A 15,405-nucleotide genomic window follows, 5' to 3' on the forward strand; every position below is an offset into this window, starting at 1 on the left:
GAAGTATCACTTATGCGTTCTTCATTTCTTCAATTTCTTGCTTTGTCATTTGTTCTCGCCAAATGTTTGCTCCAAGCCCTTTAAGCTTGTCCACTATATTCTCATAACCTCGATCAATATGCTCAAGTCCTGTTACTTCTGTAATTCCATCTGCCATTAAACCTGCAATAACAAGTGCCGCTCCTGCTCGTAAATCACTCGCCTTCACTTTTGCACCTTGCAGTAACACAGGACCAGTTACAATTGCCGAACGACCCTCTACTTTAATTTGAGCATTCATACGACGTAATTCATCAATGTGTTTGAAACGGGCACCGTAAATTGTATCTGTTACAACTCCCGTCCCGTGCGCCTTTGTTAAAAGCGTCGTAAACGGCTGTTGTAAATCCGTTGGAAAGCCTGGATATACAAGCGTTTTGATATCAACTACTTTTAACTTTCTATTACCGTTCACCGTAATTTGATCATCGTTCGTTTCAACTTGAACACCAGCTTCTCTTAGCTTTGCAGTAACTGATTCTAAATGCTGAGGAATAACATTATCAACCGTTACTTCTCCTCCTGATGCAGCTCCTAGAATCATATACGTACCAGCTTCAATACGATCTGGGATGATAGTATGGTGACAACCATGTAAAGAGTCCACACCATCTATTCGGATTACATCTGTACCAGCACCTTTAATACGTGCCCCCATGCTTGTTAACAATGTAGCTACATCAATAATCTCGGGCTCTTTCGCTGCATTTTCAATAACAGTTCTACCTTTTGCTCGTACAGCTGCTAGCATAATATTAATCGTAGCTCCTACACTAACAACATCTAAATAAATACGTGCCCCGCGTAGCTCATCTGCTCTTAAATAGATGGCACCTTGTTCATTCGTAACATGTGCACCTAGCGCTTCAAACCCTTTAATATGCTGATCAATCGGCCTCGGTCCTAAATGACATCCACCCGGAAGCCCAATAACAGCTTTTTTAAAACGGCCAAGCATTGCACCCATTAAATAATAAGAAGCGCGCAATTTTTTCACTTTTCCATTTGGCAAAGGCATTGCAACCATGTTAGAAGGATCGACTACCATCTCCTCCTCCTGTCCATAAGTTACTTTCCCTCCAATTTCCTCTAGTAAGTCTCCTAACATTTTCACGTCCGAAATATTAGGGACACCACCAATAGTTACTGGAGTATCTGCTAAAATTGTCGCTGGAATTAATGCAACGGCACTGTTCTTTGCACCACTTACTCGAATTGTTCCATTTAAAGCTCTTCCGCCTTCAATTAGCAATTTTTCCATATTGAGCTCCCTTCTTGTGAATGTATTTACTTTCTATCTTTTTATAGAAAGCTCCCCTTAAGAATCTCAATTACTCTTTCCATCCCAAAACTCAATAAATAGGAAACCATTATCTTCATTTCTCCTGTAGCACGAATAGATAAAGATCAACTATTCATCGAATTCACTTTATCAATTTAGATACGTTATCACATTTATTAATAGGACTATGCACATTATTTTCTATTTAAAAACAAAAATGATAAAATCTTTAGACTTGTTCACGCTTTCATTATACAACGAAAGGAAACCGTCTAAAAGACTAGACGGTTTCCAAAACGGAATTTTATTCTTACGCTTTACCGTTAGAACCGAATTCGCGAATTTTACCAATAACAGTTGCTTTGATAGCGTCGCGGCCAGGTCCGATAAATTTACGAGGATCGTAAACTTCTTGGTCTTTGTTTAATACTTCACGAACAGCTTTTGTAAACTCGATTTGGTTCTCAGTGTTTACGTTGATTTTTGAAGTACCTAAAGAGATAGCTTTTTCGATATCAGCAGTTGGGATACCAGTACCACCATGTAATACTAAAGGTACGCCAGTGAAGTCACGAACTTGTTCCATTTCAGCGAATCCTAAGTTAGGCTCACCTTTGTAAGGACCGTGTACAGAACCTAAAGCTGGAGCTAGGCAATCGATACCTGTTGCTTCAACAAGGTGCTTACACTCTGCTGGGTCAGCGTAAATTACGCCTTCAGCGATTACGTCGTCTTCTTGTCCGCCAACTGTTCCAAGCTCAGCTTCAACAGATACGTTACGAGCGTGTGCGTATTCTACTACTTGTTTAGTAGTTTCAACGTTTTCTTCGAATGGGTGGTGAGAAGCGTCGATCATTACAGATGTGAAACCTGCATCGATTGCTTCTTTACATTTTTCGAAGCTTGAACCATGATCAAGGTGAATCGCTACAGGAACAGTGATGTTCATTTCTTCGATTAAAGCTTTAACCATAGCTACAACTGTTTTGAAACCAGTCATATGACGAGCTGCACCCTCAGATACACCTAGGATTACAGGAGATTTTTCTTCTTCCGCAGCAGCTAAGATAGCTTGAGTCCACTCTAAGTTGTTCATGTTGAATTGACCAACTGCGTATTTTCCTTCTAGTGCTTTGTTTAGCATTTCTTTCATAGAAACTAAAGGCATGGTGAATCCTCCTAAAAAACGTTTTTTGTATCCGATAAGTTCTTATCGCTGGTAGTATGACCAGAATAAGGTAAAATATGTATATATACATACCGGACTTTTTTCTACACTCAATAGGATAACAACTTGTACTCAAAAACTCAACCGTATTCACCTGCACAATAGTCCATGTAAACGCTTTTTTCCATATTTTTTATAAAAAATTCATTTTTACGCCTCTACAGCGAGCTCATTTCTCACAGCTTGACGAATTTCATCAATATCAAATGGTTTAGCAAAATGCATTAAAGCACCTAAATCTTTTGCTTCTTGGATCATATCAAGCTCTCCATAAGCAGTCATTAAAATTACTTTAATACTCTCATCAATTTCTTTTACATGCTTTAAAATCTCTATACCATCCATGCCTGGAATTTTCATATCTAACACTACTAAATCTGGATTATCTTTTTTCACGATATCTAAAGCTTGAAATCCATTTGCTGCTTGGAATGTCTGATAACCTTCTTTTTGGAACACTTCATGTAATAACACACGAATCCCATATTGATCATCAACGATTAAAATTTTACCTTCCATAATTCCCAACCTTTCTGTGTAAGTACAAGATTTAAAGCTTCTTATATCTTAACGATTTATTTTCGCTATTCTTTGGCAAATTCCTTCCTATTCTTTCTTATTTTACCGTTTCCTATTTTGTTATGCTACCCTACGATTTCACCTTTCTAAAAAAATAAACTATAATGAAAGCCGGCAAACACGTACGAAGGGAGTAACATTATGTTAAAAATTTTTTCAACTCAATTAAGTGGTTATTTCTCCAGAGTTTCTCAAAAAGAAGAAATGAATATAGAAGATAGCGCTCGTTTACTTGCTCAAGCACTAGTTGGCGATGGTTTCATTTATTTACATGGTACAAATGAAATGGAGGGCGTTGTTGCCGAGGCACTATTCGGTGCTGAACCAATGAAGCAAGCAAAACGCTTATTTGAAAATGGTAAAGAAGCAGAAGTAACCTCTGCCGATCGTGTACTTCTTATTAGCCGTTTTTCAACAGATGAAGCGGTTGTAGAAATTGCAAAAAAACTACAAGAAGAGGGACACTCTATTGTCGGCATTTCTGCTCTTCAAGAAGGTACGGAATCACTCGAACGATATACAGACGTACATATTGATACAAAACTGTTAAAAGGTCTTATTCCAGATGATGAAGGTAATCGCTACGGATTCCCAAGTTTAATAGTAGCTTTATTTGCTTATCACGGAATCAAATTCACAATCGATGAAATGTTAAATGAATATTAAAAAAAGCGCCTTATTTCAGGCGCTTTTTTTATTACTTGCTCTCTTTATTCGTAATAGAAGCTCTTACGAAGTCATGGAACAATGGTTGTGGACGGTTTGGACGAGAAACAAGTTCTGGGTGGAACTGTGCTGCCACGAACCAAGGATGGTCTTTTAATTCAATGATTTCAACTAGACGGCCGTCTGGGCTTGTACCAGAGAATACAAATCCTTCTTTTTCCATATCCGGACGGAACTGGTTGTTGAACTCATAACGATGACGATGACGCTCATATACAACCGGCTCATTATAAGCATTGTAAGCATTGGTTTCTTCAGCAAGCTTACATGGGTATAGACCAAGACGAAGTGTACCACCTAGGTCCTCTACATCTTTTTGTTCTGGTAATAAGTCGATGATTGCATATGGTGTGTCAGGGTTGATTTCAGAAGAGTTAGCACCTTCTAAACCTAATACATTACGTGCGAATTCGATTGATGCAAGTTGCATACCTAAGCAAATTCCTAAGAATGGAACTTTGTTTTCACGAGCATATTGAATCGCAACGATTTTACCTTCTACACCACGATCGCCGAAGCCACCTGGTACAAGGATACCATCTGTATCGCCAACTAATTCTTTTACGTTTTCTGCTGTTACGTGCTCAGCATTTACCCATTTTACTTCTACATCTGTGTCGAATGAGTAACCAGCATGACGAAGTGCTTCTACAACAGAAATATAAGCATCTTGAAGTTCTACATATTTACCAACAAGAGCGATTTTTGTTTTCTTAGAAAGATTACGCACTTTGTTAACTAGCGCAGTCCACTCTGTCATATCTGCAGCTTGATTGTCTAATTTTAAGTGGTCACAAACGATTTGGTCCATGTTTTGTTCTTGAAGAGATAATGGAACCGCATATAAAGTATCTGCATCGCGAGCTTCGATAACTGCTTTTGTATCAATGTCACAGAATAATGCAAGCTTGTCTTTCATATCTTGAGAAACAGGCATTTCTGTACGAACAACGATAATGTTTGGCTGAATACCTAAGCTACGAAGTTCTTTAACACTATGTTGTGTTGGTTTTGTCTTCATTTCACCCGCTGCTTTTAAGTACGGGATTAACGTACAGTGAATGTACATTACATTGTCACGACCGATGTCGCTCTTAATTTGACGGATTGCTTCTAAGAATGGTAGAGACTCGATATCACCAACTGTTCCACCGATTTCTGTAATAACAACATCCGCATTTGTTTCACGGCCAGAACGATATACGCGCTCTTTAATTTCGTTAGTAATGTGAGGAATAACTTGAACTGTTCCTCCTAAATATTCACCGCGACGCTCTTTTTGAAGAACTGAAGAGTAAATTTTACCTGTTGTTACGTTGCTGTATTTGTTTAAGTTAATGTCGATGAAACGCTCATAGTGACCAAGGTCTAAGTCAGTTTCTGCGCCATCATCTGTTACGAATACCTCACCGTGTTGATATGGGCTCATAGTCCCTGGGTCTACGTTAATGTATGGATCAAACTTTTGAATCGTTACGTTTAAACCACGATTTTTTAAAAGTCTTCCAAGAGATGCTGCTGTAATACCTTTTCCTAAAGACGATACTACACCGCCTGTTACAAAAATATACTTAGTCATGAAAAAGCTCCCTTCTATTTTGCTGTTATATAATCACCGTTGCAAAGCGCAACGTATGTAGATAACACTGTATCCATCTTATTGTTAGACTCTTTTTATTTTCTAAACAAAAAACAAAAAAGAAAATTGCTCCCCTCATCACAAAAAGTAATAAGTAGGGAGCAATTTTCTTTTATATTTACACTTTAAAAGTATTATCGTCCTTTTTTAAAGAGCCCAAAAATGATTCTACATGGACGATAATGAAAAGTCAAGAACTACAGTTCTTCCTCTTCTTCTTCTTCAGTTTCATCATACTCAAGTTCTTCTTCAGCGAAGTCGTCGTCATCTTCGTCTAAATCATCAAGATCGTCGTCATCTCCGTCTTCTTCTTCAAGAACTTTGTCCAAATCTTCTACATCGTCTTCTTCTTCAATTACGTCTGCATCGTCGAAGTCATCTTCGTCTTCTTCAATGTAGTCGTCAAAACCGTCTTCTTCAACTTTACGTTTCTTCTTCGGTTTTGGTTGAGGCAAGATTTCTTCATCAATTTGCTCATATGGGTACCAGCTGCGTAGTCCCCAACGATTTTCTCCTAAATTAATGAAACGTCCATCGATGTTTAAGTCTGTATAAAATTGTGCGATTTTCGCATTAACTTGCTCTTGAGATAGTCCCAGCACTTGAGCGATTTCTTGAACCAACTCGTTGAATGTCGTTGCTTGTTTTTTATCCCCTAAAACGCTATGTACAACTTCAATCATTGAACATTCTTTTAGCTCTTCTGGTGAATATTGCTTAAAATCCACTTATGCGGCACTTCCTTTCATCAAATATAACCTTATATATAACGGCCTGCTTAAAAAAATCCATACTATTCATTATAAACAAAAGTCGCACAAATATGCTACAAAAAAAACGGGAAACTTTTATAGGGTAGTAAAATTATAATTTGTCTGTTCCTTATTTCGGAAGCATATGGGCCCCTTGCAATACATACCTAATTTGCATTTCTGTATATTCTTCGAGCGTATACAGTTTTTGCAGCGCCCAGCGTCTAAATCCCCACATCTGTCCTTGTATAAAAATATTATGCGCAAGAAGCTGTATTTCTTTTTTATTTAATGTAAATGTTCCATTTTCCGTACACTGTTCTAAAATATTCTCGAACATTCCTACCATTTGAAACTCCTTTTCTAATACATACGGAAGTGATTCTTTCGGTAAAAAGCGTACCTCTTGATACATTATCAATACTTCTTCCTGTAATTCGTCCATCACTTTAAAGTAATTCGTTATTGCTATCTTTAAACTTTCTATACTCCCTTTTTCTGTACACACTACTTCCTCTAATCTTTCTTTTACATGTTCATATATACTATCACAAACTAAATATAAAACATCATCTTTGGTACGAATGTACTCATAAAGTGTCCCTATACTAAACCCAGCCGCTTTTGCAATCTCTCTCGTTGTTGTACGCGGAAATCCTTTTTGTTTAAACAGTTGCACCGCACCTTTAATCATTTGTTCACGTCTTAACGCAACTAATTTTTCATCTTTCACCGATGCATGCACATTATGTTTAACCATTCCCTTCACCTCTCTATTATTTTTTGGAAGGAAAAAGCGTAGGAAAATACCTACGCTTTCGTTCCTACTTCGTTAACATACGAGAAATTACAAGCCTCTGAATCTCTTGTGTTCCTTCATATATTTGTGTAATCTTTGCATCTCGCATATAACGCTCTACTGGATAATCTTTCGTATAACCGTAACCACCAAATACTTGCACCGCTTCAGTCGTCACCTTCATCGCTGTATCTCCTGCAAATACTTTTGACATCGCTGATTCTTTTCCATACGGAAGCCCTTCTGATTCAAGCCAAGCCGCTTGATATGTTAAGAGGCGTGCCGCTTCTACATCTGTTGCCATATCCGCAAGTTTAAAGCCAATCCCTTGCTGCGCCGCAATTGGTTTTCCAAATTGATGGCGCTCCCTTGCATATTCTACAGAAGCATCTAAAGCCCCTTGTGCAATACCAACAGCTTGCGCCGCAATACCGTTACGACCTCCATCTAATGTTTGCATCGCAACTTTAAACCCTTGCCCCTCTTCTCCAAGTAGATTCTCTACAGGAATACGGCAATCTTCAAACATAATTTCAGTCGTTGGTGAAGAGCGAATCCCTAGCTTGCTCTCCTTCTTCCCAACTGAAAATCCCGGTGTATCACTTTCTACAATAAATGCACTCGTACCGCGCTGCTTCGATTCAGGATCAGTTAGCGCAAAAACAACATAAATATCAGCAATACCGCCATTTGTAATGAAAATTTTTGATCCATTTAAAATATAATGATCGCCATCTCTCTTTGCGATTGTCTTCATTCCACCAGCATCCGATCCAGATCCTGGCTCCGTTAAGCCATATGCACCAATTTTCTTCCCTTCAGCCATCGGTCGTAAAAACTTTTGCTTTTGCTCTTCCGTCCCAAATTTAAAAATTGGCCATCCCGCAAGTGAAGTATGCGCGGACAGTGTTACACCTGTTGAAGCACAAACGCGAGATAATTCTTCAATAGCGATTACGTACGCTAAGTAATCGCTTCCAATTCCGCCGTACTCTTCAGGCCATGGAATACCAGTTAAACCAAGCTCTGCCATTTGATCAAATAACTCTCGATCAAATCTCTCTTCTTCATCACGCTCAGCTGCTGTTGGTGCCACTTCATTTTTAGCAAAATCTCGAACCATTTTTCTTATCATTTCATGTTCTTCTGACAATTTAAAATGCATCTCCGTCTCCCCCTCGCCCTTTTATAAAGCACGGCTAATAACAAGTTTCTGTATTTCACTTGTTCCTTCATATATTTGCGTGATTTTCGCATCACGGAAAAATCGTTCTACTGGATAGTCTTTCGTATAACCGTAACCACCAAATACTTGCACCGCCTCAATCGCGACTTCAACCGCTGTCTTAGAAGCAAATAATTTCGCAATAGATGCTTCTTTACCGCATGGTAATCCTTGTGCCCTAAGAGATGCCGCTCTATATACGAGTAACCTTGCTGCCTCGACACTTGTTGCCATATCTGCAAGCTTGAAGCCAATTCCTTGCTGCGCCGCAATGGGCTTCCCGAATTGCTCCCTTTCTTTTGCATAATCAATTGCACAGCCAAGCGCCGCTTCAGCAATTCCTAACGCCTGCGCACCGATTCCAATTCGCCCAACATCTAAATTCGCCATCGCCACCTTGAATCCTTGTCCTTCTTCCCCAAGTAAATTCTCAGCTGGCACTTTCATATCTTCAAAAGTAAGTTGTACTGTACGAGAACCGAGAAGTCCCATCTTATGTTCATCTTTTCCAATGATTAAACCAGATGTATCTTTCTCTACTATAAATGCAGAAATACCACTTTTTCCTGCCTCTGGATTTGTAGAAGCGAATACAATGTATGTACTTGCTTCACCACCATTTGTAATAAACACTTTCGATCCATTAATAATATAATGATCACCTTTTTTCACAGCTCTTGATTTTAAACTCCCTGCATCTGATCCTGCATTTGGCTCTGTTAAAGCAAATGCACCTAAATATTCCCCGGTTGCAAGTTTAGAAACATATTTTTTCTTCTGTTCTTCTGTTCCGAAATATAAAATCGGATTCATTCCAACTGACGTATGTACAGCTAAAATTACACCAACTGTTGCACTTACCTTTGAGATTTCCTCAATTGCTAGAATGTAAGAAATAAAGTCCATTTCTGCCCCGCCGTATTTTGCAGGCGCTGGAATACCCATTAATCCAAGCTCACCCATCTTTTGCAAAATCTCTTTCGGGAACACCCCTTGTTCCATACTAGGAACAAAGGGGGCTATTTCCTTCTGTGCAAAATCCCGAACCATTTTCCTCATCATTTGCTGCTCTTCATTAAAACGAAAGTTCATATATTCCGCCTCCATTTGCTATATATCCTTTAAATAATTTGGTAAGACCACTATGTTGTAACAAAGGGGGCATTTATTCGTAAACGTAGAATCCACGACCTGTTTTACGCCCTAACCATCCTGCATTCACATACTTACGTAATAATGGACATGGGCGATATTTACTATCTCCTAATCCTTCATGCAGCACTTCCATAATGTATAAACACGTATCTAAACCGATAAAATCAGCGAGTGTCAAAGGCCCCATCGGATGGTTCATACCAAGCTTCATGACTTCATCAATTGCTTCTTTCGTCGCTACACCTTCATATAACGTATAAATTGCTTCGTTAATCATCGGTAGTAAAATGCGGTTTGATACAAAACCTGGGAAATCATTCACTTCAACTGGTACTTTCCCAATTTTTTTCGTAATATCTTCAATTGCTTCATATACCGCATCATCGGTAGCCAAACCACGAATAATCTCAACAAGCTTCATAACTGGAACTGGATTCATAAAGTGCATACCGATTACTTTTTCCGGACGCTTCGTTACCGCTGCAATTTCTGTAATTGGCAGAGATGACGTATTCGTCGCTAAAATTGCGTGTTCTGGAGCAATTTCATCTAGATTCGCAAAGATTTTCTTTTTAATATCCATTTTCTCAACAGCTGCTTCAATAATAAGATCCGCTTCTTTCACACAATCTAAATCAAGCGTTACTGTAAGACGATTTAATGTCGCTTCCTTCTCTTCTTCCTTCATGCGTCCTTTTTCTACTTGGCGGGCTAAGTTTTTCGTAATGATAGCCAATCCTCTATCTAATTGCTCTTGCTTTAAATCTTGTACCTTCACGTCATATCCTGCCATTGCACATACTTGTGCAATTCCTGACCCCATTTGCCCTGCACCAATTACAACAATGTTTTGTACACCCATTTTTTCTTCCCCCTTAATTGTTAATAAATTTTATACCCTCGAACTTTAATTAGTGAACTTCAATCATCACTGCGTCCCCTTGACCGCCACCGCTACAAATCGAAGCAATTCCAATTCCGCCGCCGCGCTGCTTAAGTGCATGGATTAGTGTAACGATAATGCGCGCTCCGCTTGCTCCAATTGGATGCCCCATCGCTACCGCGCCGCCATTTACATTCAATTTTTCCGGATCAATTCCTGCGATTTCTGTACTTGCAATTGCTACCGCTGCAAATGCTTCATTAATCTCGAATAAATCGATGTCTTCAATTTTCTTGCCTGTTTTTTCAAGCAATGCGTTAATTGCATAACCTGGCGTTCTTGGGAAATCTTTAGATTCCACTGCAATTGCTGTATGCGCCAAAATTGTCGCTAATGGCTTTCTTCCTTCTTGCTTCGCTCTGTCTTCGCTCATTAATACAAGTGCGGCACCACCATCATTTAGTCCCGGCGCATTACCAGCTGTCACCGTCGCTGTCTTATCAAATACAGGTTTTAACTTTGCTAACTTTTCAATCGTTGTATCTTCACGTGGCGCCTCATCCTTTGCAACGACAATAGGATCGCCTTTTCTTTGCGGAATCGTTACTGGCACGATTTCCTCTTCAAAACGCCCTTCTTTATGCGCTGAAACCGCACGCTGATGGCTACGATATGCCCATTCATCTTGCGCTTCGCGAGAAATTCCATCTTCCTTCGCAACTTCTCCACCATAAACGCCCATGTGTGTACCTGAAAATGCGCATGTTAAACCGTCAGCAACGTTTAAATCAACAACTTCGTTATTGCCCATTCTGTATCCCCATCTTGCTCCGCGTAAAATGTAAGGACTGTTACTCATCGACTCCATACCGCCAGCTACAACCAGTGATTGATCGCCAGTACGAATAATCTGATCCGCTAACGTAACCGCACGAAGCCCTGATGCACAAACTTTATTCACTGTTTCCGTCTGCACTTCCCAAGGGATTCCAGCAGCCCTCGCAGCTTGGCGCGATGGAATTTGTCCCTGCCCACCTTGAATAACCGTTCCAAATATAACTTCTTCAACATCACTAGCCGCAACATTTGCTCTTTCAAGCGCTGCTTTAATTGCAATTCCTCCAAGTTCCGTCGCTTTTACATCTTTTAAAGATCCTCCAAATTTTCCAACTGGTGTTCTTGCAGCACTTAAAATAACTGTTTTACTCATGTTTCTTTCCCCCATTTCATTTTTTAACACTGAGCGCTCGCTCGGTATCCCTACGTTGAGAAGAGGTGCAATCATTGCACCTCTTTCTAAAGTTGTATACATTCTTACAAACTACATCGCTTCTTTTTTCTGTCCGATAACAGATCGTTCTAAAATCTCTGTCACATCAAGAGTTTGAACCTTCTCTTCTACCTCTTTCGCTTTCGTTCCATCACTGATCATCGTTAAGCAATATGGACAACCTGTACCGATAATGGATGGCTGTACAGCTAATGCTTGTTCTGTACGAGCAACGTTAATACGTGAACCTGTTGTTTCTTCCATCCACATTAAGCCACCACCTGCGCCACAGCACATTCCCGTTTCACGGTTACGTGCCATTTCTACAAGATTCACTCCAGGAATCGCTTTCAAAATGTCACGTGGCGCTTCATACACTTCGTTGTATCTTCCTAAATAACAGGAATCATGGTACGTAACTGTTTCTTCAATAGCGTGAACAGGCTTTAAGCGCCCTTCTTTCACCCACTGAGCTAACAATTCTGTATGATGATAGACTTCTGCTTGCAAGCCAAAGTCCGGATACTCATTTTTAAATGTGTTATAAGCATGAGGATCAATCGTAACGATTTTCTTCACTCCTGCCTTTTCAAATTCTTCGATATTCTTTGTCGCCATCTCTTGGAATACAAATTCATTTCCAAGGCGGCGTGGTGTATCTCCAGAATTCTTTTCTTTATTACCGAGAATTGCGAATGAAATGCCTGCTTCGTTCATTAACTTCGCAAACGATATCGCAATCTTCTGACTACGATTGTCGTATGATCCCATTGAACCAACCCAGAATAAATACTCGAATTCCTCCCCAGCTTTTGATTTTTCTTTTACAGTTGGAACTGTTACTTCGTCATCACCTTGGCGCCATGTTTCACGCTCTTTACGGTTCAGCCCCCACGGATTTCCTTGACGCTCGATATTTGTCATCGCGCGTTGTGCTTCCGCGTCCATTTTCCCTTCAGTTAAGACGAGATATCGACGTAAATCAATAATTTTATCAACATGCTCATTCATAACTGGGCATTGATCTTCACAGTTACGACACGTTGTACATGCCCAAATCTCTTCTTCTGTAATAACATCTCCGATTAAACTCGGATCGTAAGCGAGCGTTGTAGACGCTGATTCTTGTTGTCCTTTTCCAGCTGCCATCATCGCTAACTGATTTCCTTGTGTATTATTGAAGGCAACTACTGGAACCCACGGTGCTTTTGATGTTACCGCAGCTCCTTTATCAGTTAAATGATCGCGAAGTTTTAAAATTAAGTCCATCGGCGATAACATTTTTCCTGTTCCTGTTGCCGGACACATATTTGTACAACGGCCACACTCTACACAAGCGTATAAGTCAATAAGTTGATTTTGTCTAAAGTCTTCAATTTTACCAACACCAAATGTTTCTTGCGTTTCATCTTCAAAATCAATCTTTTCAAGCTTCCCTGGGTTTGAAAGACGACCGAAGAATACATTAGCTGGTCCTGCAATTAAATGCGCATGTTTTGATTGTGGAACATACACTAAAAACGTTAACAAAATTAGTAAATGCACCCACCAAGAAAAATAGAACACTGAAATGGCTACGGTTTCATTTACCCCGCTAAAAACGTAAGCGATTGCAGAAGCAATTGGTTCACTCCATGAAAGCTCCTCGCCATGCCATATAAGTCCCATACCGTTACCAAGTAGCACAGAAATCATTAAACCACCGATAAAGATAAGAACAAGACCTGATTTGAAGTTACGTTTTAAACGAACAAGCTTTTCTACATAACGTCTATGAAAAGCCCAAAATACTGCAATTAAAATAACAAGTGTGACAATTTCCTGGAAGAATGTAAATGCAGGGTATAGTGGTCCAAGTGGAAGATGTGATCCTGGTGCGAGTCCTTTCCAAACGAAGTCAATTGCTCCAAATTGGACAAGAATAAATCCGTAAAAGAACATAACGTGAATGATGCCGCTTTTCTTATCTTTCAGCAGCTTTTTCTGACCGAAAACATTGACCTTAAGGAGATCCCAACGCTCTTTAAAACGACGGTCAAACTCAATTTTTTTTCCTAATTGTATGTAGGCCATTCTCGTCCGTATAAGATATACAAACAAATATCCTGCATAAGCAATAACAGCAATGGCAGCCAGCCAATTAATAATCAGTAAGCTATTCATTTTTATGCTACCCCTCTCTTTGTAAGCCCTCTTTCTTTTTGAATCTTCAAAAATATATAATTTTCTGAATTATATCCCCTATCCCCATTATATAATGAGTGAGCATTCAGTCAACAGTTTTTTGTTATAGAACAACACATTTTTTCATAAAGCTGTTTATTTCGGTGAAACTATAAAGTGAAACTTTAATCAGTAGGGGCGGTTCTTCCCCCGCTGATTATTAGTTGAACCAATCGGGCTTTTACGGGCAGTTGATTTCCAAACTAACTTCTACTTATTCAACAGTTTTTGAGGTGTGAGGCTTACTGCCCTTTAAAGCGGGATAAAGTGCAACTTTCATCAATGCAACATACTATCCTCTGATGAACTTTATAATAACAACCGTGCTACCCGTATCATTTGTAACACACTGAAGGTGAAAAGAATGCGAAGGAGGGAATTCACTGATGCTCTACTTATCTCTTTTGTTAATATCCGTTGCTCTTTGGATTACAATTGACCTTTCATACGGGAGACTTCTTCATTTAAAACGGGTAAGCTCTCGCACTTTCCCTTTACGTCAAAGTGATTTTCGCCTTTATACATACGGGAAAGATTTATATGACGCTTTATTTACTGACATAAAACAAGCACAGCACCACATTCATATTTTATTCTTCATTGTAAAAAACGATAAAATCAGTCGTGAATTTTTAAAATTGTTGATTGATAAGGCTCAGGAAGGAATTGAAGTACGACTTTTACTTGATCGATTTGGCAGCCATTCTTTATCAAACGAAGCTATTCGCTCCCTGCAAAAACATGGTGTATCTTTTTCATTTTGTCATAAGGTAAAATTTCCTCTTCCTTTCTTTTCTGCCAATCAAAGAAATCATAGAAAAATTACAGTGATTGATGGGAAAACCGGCTATATCGGGGGATTTAATATTGGCGAAGAGTATCTAGGGCATAATGAACACTTAGGATTATGGCGAGACTATCATTTACGTCTTACAGGAGAAGGGGTTCAAGATTTACAAAAGCAATTTTTGCATGATTGGTTTGATGATACGAAACAGAATTTATTGGATGCTTCTCTTTATTTTCCAAAACAACAACCAGGTACCATCCTGCATCAATTTATTCCGACTGATGGTGCTTATTTACAGCATACTTTTTTACATTTAATTAACGGAGCAAAAAAAGAAATCTGTATCGGTACGCCATATTTCATTCCTGGAAAAAAAATTATGAATGCCTTATTAAAAGCAAGAGAAAGAGGGGTTCAAATCACAATTCTTGTTCCAGAAAAAGCTGATCACCCTCTCGTTCGAGAAGCAAAATTCCCGTACTGCCGAAAATTAATACAGGCTGGTTGCAATATTTATGCATTTCAACAAGGGTTTTTTCACGCCAAAATTATTATAGTGGATGATGATATTTGTGATATCGGAACGGCAAACTTTGATATGAGAAGTTTATATATTAATCATGAAATAAACTGCCTGTTATATAATAAACATTTCATTCAAACAGTAAAAAATAAATTTCATGAAGATCTAGAGAATGCATCCGTACTTTCCTATAGCGATGTAAACCCGCCTTCTCTTATCGATAGAGGAAAGGAATGGATTGGAACAATGCTTGCTTTCTTTTTATAGGAAAGACAATGAATAAAAGAGGTGT

General features: G+C 39.1%; 13 protein-coding genes. 2 read left to right on the forward strand and 11 right to left on the reverse strand.

The features are described from left to right. Nucleotides 1-10: 10 nt before the first annotated feature. The 3 genes from murA to spo0F all read right to left on the reverse strand — a co-directional run bounded on the left by murA (nt 11) and on the right by spo0F (nt 3,068). Nucleotides 11-1,300, reverse strand: coding sequence for a UDP-N-acetylglucosamine 1-carboxyvinyltransferase (gene murA / locus EBQ15_RS27245; protein WP_000413254.1), 1,290 nt, complete (start codon nt 1,298-1,300; stop codon nt 11-13). A 331-nt stretch (nt 1,301-1,631) separates the two neighbouring features. Next, nucleotides 1,632-2,489, reverse strand: coding sequence for a class II fructose-bisphosphate aldolase (locus EBQ15_RS27250; protein ID WP_001131855.1), 858 nt, complete (start codon nt 2,487-2,489; stop codon nt 1,632-1,634). A gap of 210 nt (nt 2,490-2,699) precedes the next feature. After that, on the reverse strand, nt 2,700-3,068 hold the full coding sequence (spo0F, locus tag EBQ15_RS27255) for a sporulation initiation phosphotransferase Spo0F (RefSeq protein ID WP_000398594.1): 369 nt from the start codon (nt 3,066-3,068) through the stop codon (nt 2,700-2,702). A 201-nt stretch (nt 3,069-3,269) separates the two neighbouring features. On the opposite strand from spo0F, the gene EBQ15_RS27260 reads away from it, so the two are divergent. Beyond that, the gene (locus EBQ15_RS27260; RefSeq protein ID WP_000912402.1) at nt 3,270-3,794 is read left to right on the forward strand and encodes a DUF2529 domain-containing protein; all 525 of its coding nucleotides are present in this window, start codon (nt 3,270-3,272) and stop codon (nt 3,792-3,794) included. A gap of 31 nt (nt 3,795-3,825) precedes the next feature. On the opposite strand, the gene pyrG is transcribed toward EBQ15_RS27260, so the two are convergent. The 8 genes from pyrG to EBQ15_RS27300 all read right to left on the reverse strand — a co-directional run bounded on the left by pyrG (nt 3,826) and on the right by EBQ15_RS27300 (nt 13,740). Beyond that, entirely contained in the window at nt 3,826-5,433 is a 1,608-nt protein-coding gene (pyrG, locus tag EBQ15_RS27265; RefSeq protein ID WP_000170462.1) for a CTP synthase, read from the reverse strand. Between the two features lie 257 nt (nt 5,434-5,690). Beyond that, nucleotides 5,691-6,221 carry a DNA-directed RNA polymerase subunit delta gene (rpoE, locus tag EBQ15_RS27270; RefSeq protein WP_000346277.1) on the reverse strand — a complete coding sequence of 177 codons (531 nt, stop codon included), beginning with the start codon at nt 6,219-6,221 and terminating at the stop codon, nt 5,691-5,693. Between the two features lie 154 nt (nt 6,222-6,375). Beyond that, nucleotides 6,376-7,005, reverse strand: coding sequence for a TetR/AcrR family transcriptional regulator (locus EBQ15_RS27275; protein ID WP_000238599.1), 630 nt, complete (start codon nt 7,003-7,005; stop codon nt 6,376-6,378). Nucleotides 7,006-7,069: 64 nt separating this feature from the next. After that, nucleotides 7,070-8,209, reverse strand: a complete 1,140-nt coding sequence (gene acdA, locus EBQ15_RS27280) for an acyl-CoA dehydrogenase AcdA (RefSeq protein ID WP_000545543.1) — start codon at nt 8,207-8,209, stop codon at nt 7,070-7,072. Between the two features lie 21 nt (nt 8,210-8,230). Beyond that, nucleotides 8,231-9,361: an acyl-CoA dehydrogenase gene (locus EBQ15_RS27285; RefSeq protein WP_001011181.1), complete on the reverse strand. Its 1,131-nt coding sequence runs from the start codon at nt 9,359-9,361 to the stop codon at nt 8,231-8,233. A gap of 73 nt (nt 9,362-9,434) precedes the next feature. Continuing rightward, entirely contained in the window at nt 9,435-10,286 is an 852-nt protein-coding gene (locus EBQ15_RS27290; RefSeq protein WP_000538874.1) for a 3-hydroxybutyryl-CoA dehydrogenase, read from the reverse strand. 49 nt (nt 10,287-10,335) lie between these two features. After that, nucleotides 10,336-11,619 carry an acetyl-CoA C-acetyltransferase gene (locus EBQ15_RS27295; protein WP_002001542.1) on the reverse strand — a complete coding sequence of 428 codons (1,284 nt, stop codon included), beginning with the start codon at nt 11,617-11,619 and terminating at the stop codon, nt 10,336-10,338. Nucleotides 11,620-11,628: 9 nt separating this feature from the next. After that, complete coding sequence (locus tag EBQ15_RS27300) at nt 11,629-13,740, reverse strand: (Fe-S)-binding protein (RefSeq protein ID WP_001086779.1); 2,112 nt, start codon at nt 13,738-13,740, stop codon at nt 11,629-11,631. Nucleotides 13,741-14,186: 446 nt separating this feature from the next. Here EBQ15_RS27300 and cls point away from each other — a divergent pair, with 446 nt between their 5' ends. Further along, nucleotides 14,187-15,380 (forward strand): cardiolipin synthase, encoded by a 1,194-nt coding sequence (gene cls / locus EBQ15_RS27305; RefSeq protein ID WP_000966428.1) that lies wholly within the window; start codon nt 14,187-14,189, stop codon nt 15,378-15,380. Nucleotides 15,381-15,405 lie beyond the last annotated feature (25 nt).

The organism is Bacillus sp. 2D03 (assembly GCF_003946765.1).
Classification (GTDB): domain Bacteria; phylum Bacillota; class Bacilli; order Bacillales; family Bacillaceae_G; genus Bacillus_A; species Bacillus_A cereus.

Coding starts and splice junctions, on each gene's coding strand:
- EBQ15_RS27260 (WP_000912402.1), top strand. CDS start 3,270: ATGTTAAAAATTTTTTCAACTCAATTAAGTGGTTATTTCTCCAGAGTT.
- pyrG (WP_000170462.1), bottom strand. CDS start 5,433: ATGACTAAGTATATTTTTGTAACAGGCGGTGTAGTATCGTCTTTAGGA.
- acdA (WP_000545543.1), bottom strand. CDS start 8,209: ATGCATTTTAAATTGTCAGAAGAACATGAAATGATAAGAAAAATGGTT.
- EBQ15_RS27290 (WP_000538874.1), bottom strand. CDS start 10,286: ATGGGTGTACAAAACATTGTTGTAATTGGTGCAGGGCAAATGGGGTCA.
- murA (WP_000413254.1), bottom strand. CDS start 1,300: ATGGAAAAATTGCTAATTGAAGGCGGAAGAGCTTTAAATGGAACAATT.
- EBQ15_RS27285 (WP_001011181.1), bottom strand. CDS start 9,361: ATGAACTTTCGTTTTAATGAAGAGCAGCAAATGATGAGGAAAATGGTT.
- EBQ15_RS27300 (WP_001086779.1), bottom strand. CDS start 13,740: ATGAATAGCTTACTGATTATTAATTGGCTGGCTGCCATTGCTGTTATT.
- EBQ15_RS27295 (WP_002001542.1), bottom strand. CDS start 11,619: ATGTATACAACTTTAGAAAGAGGTGCAATGATTGCACCTCTTCTCAAC.
- cls (WP_000966428.1), top strand. CDS start 14,187: ATGCTCTACTTATCTCTTTTGTTAATATCCGTTGCTCTTTGGATTACA.
- EBQ15_RS27275 (WP_000238599.1), bottom strand. CDS start 7,005: ATGGTTAAACATAATGTGCATGCATCGGTGAAAGATGAAAAATTAGTT.
- EBQ15_RS27250 (WP_001131855.1), bottom strand. CDS start 2,489: ATGCCTTTAGTTTCTATGAAAGAAATGCTAAACAAAGCACTAGAAGGA.
- spo0F (WP_000398594.1), bottom strand. CDS start 3,068: ATGGAAGGTAAAATTTTAATCGTTGATGATCAATATGGGATTCGTGTG.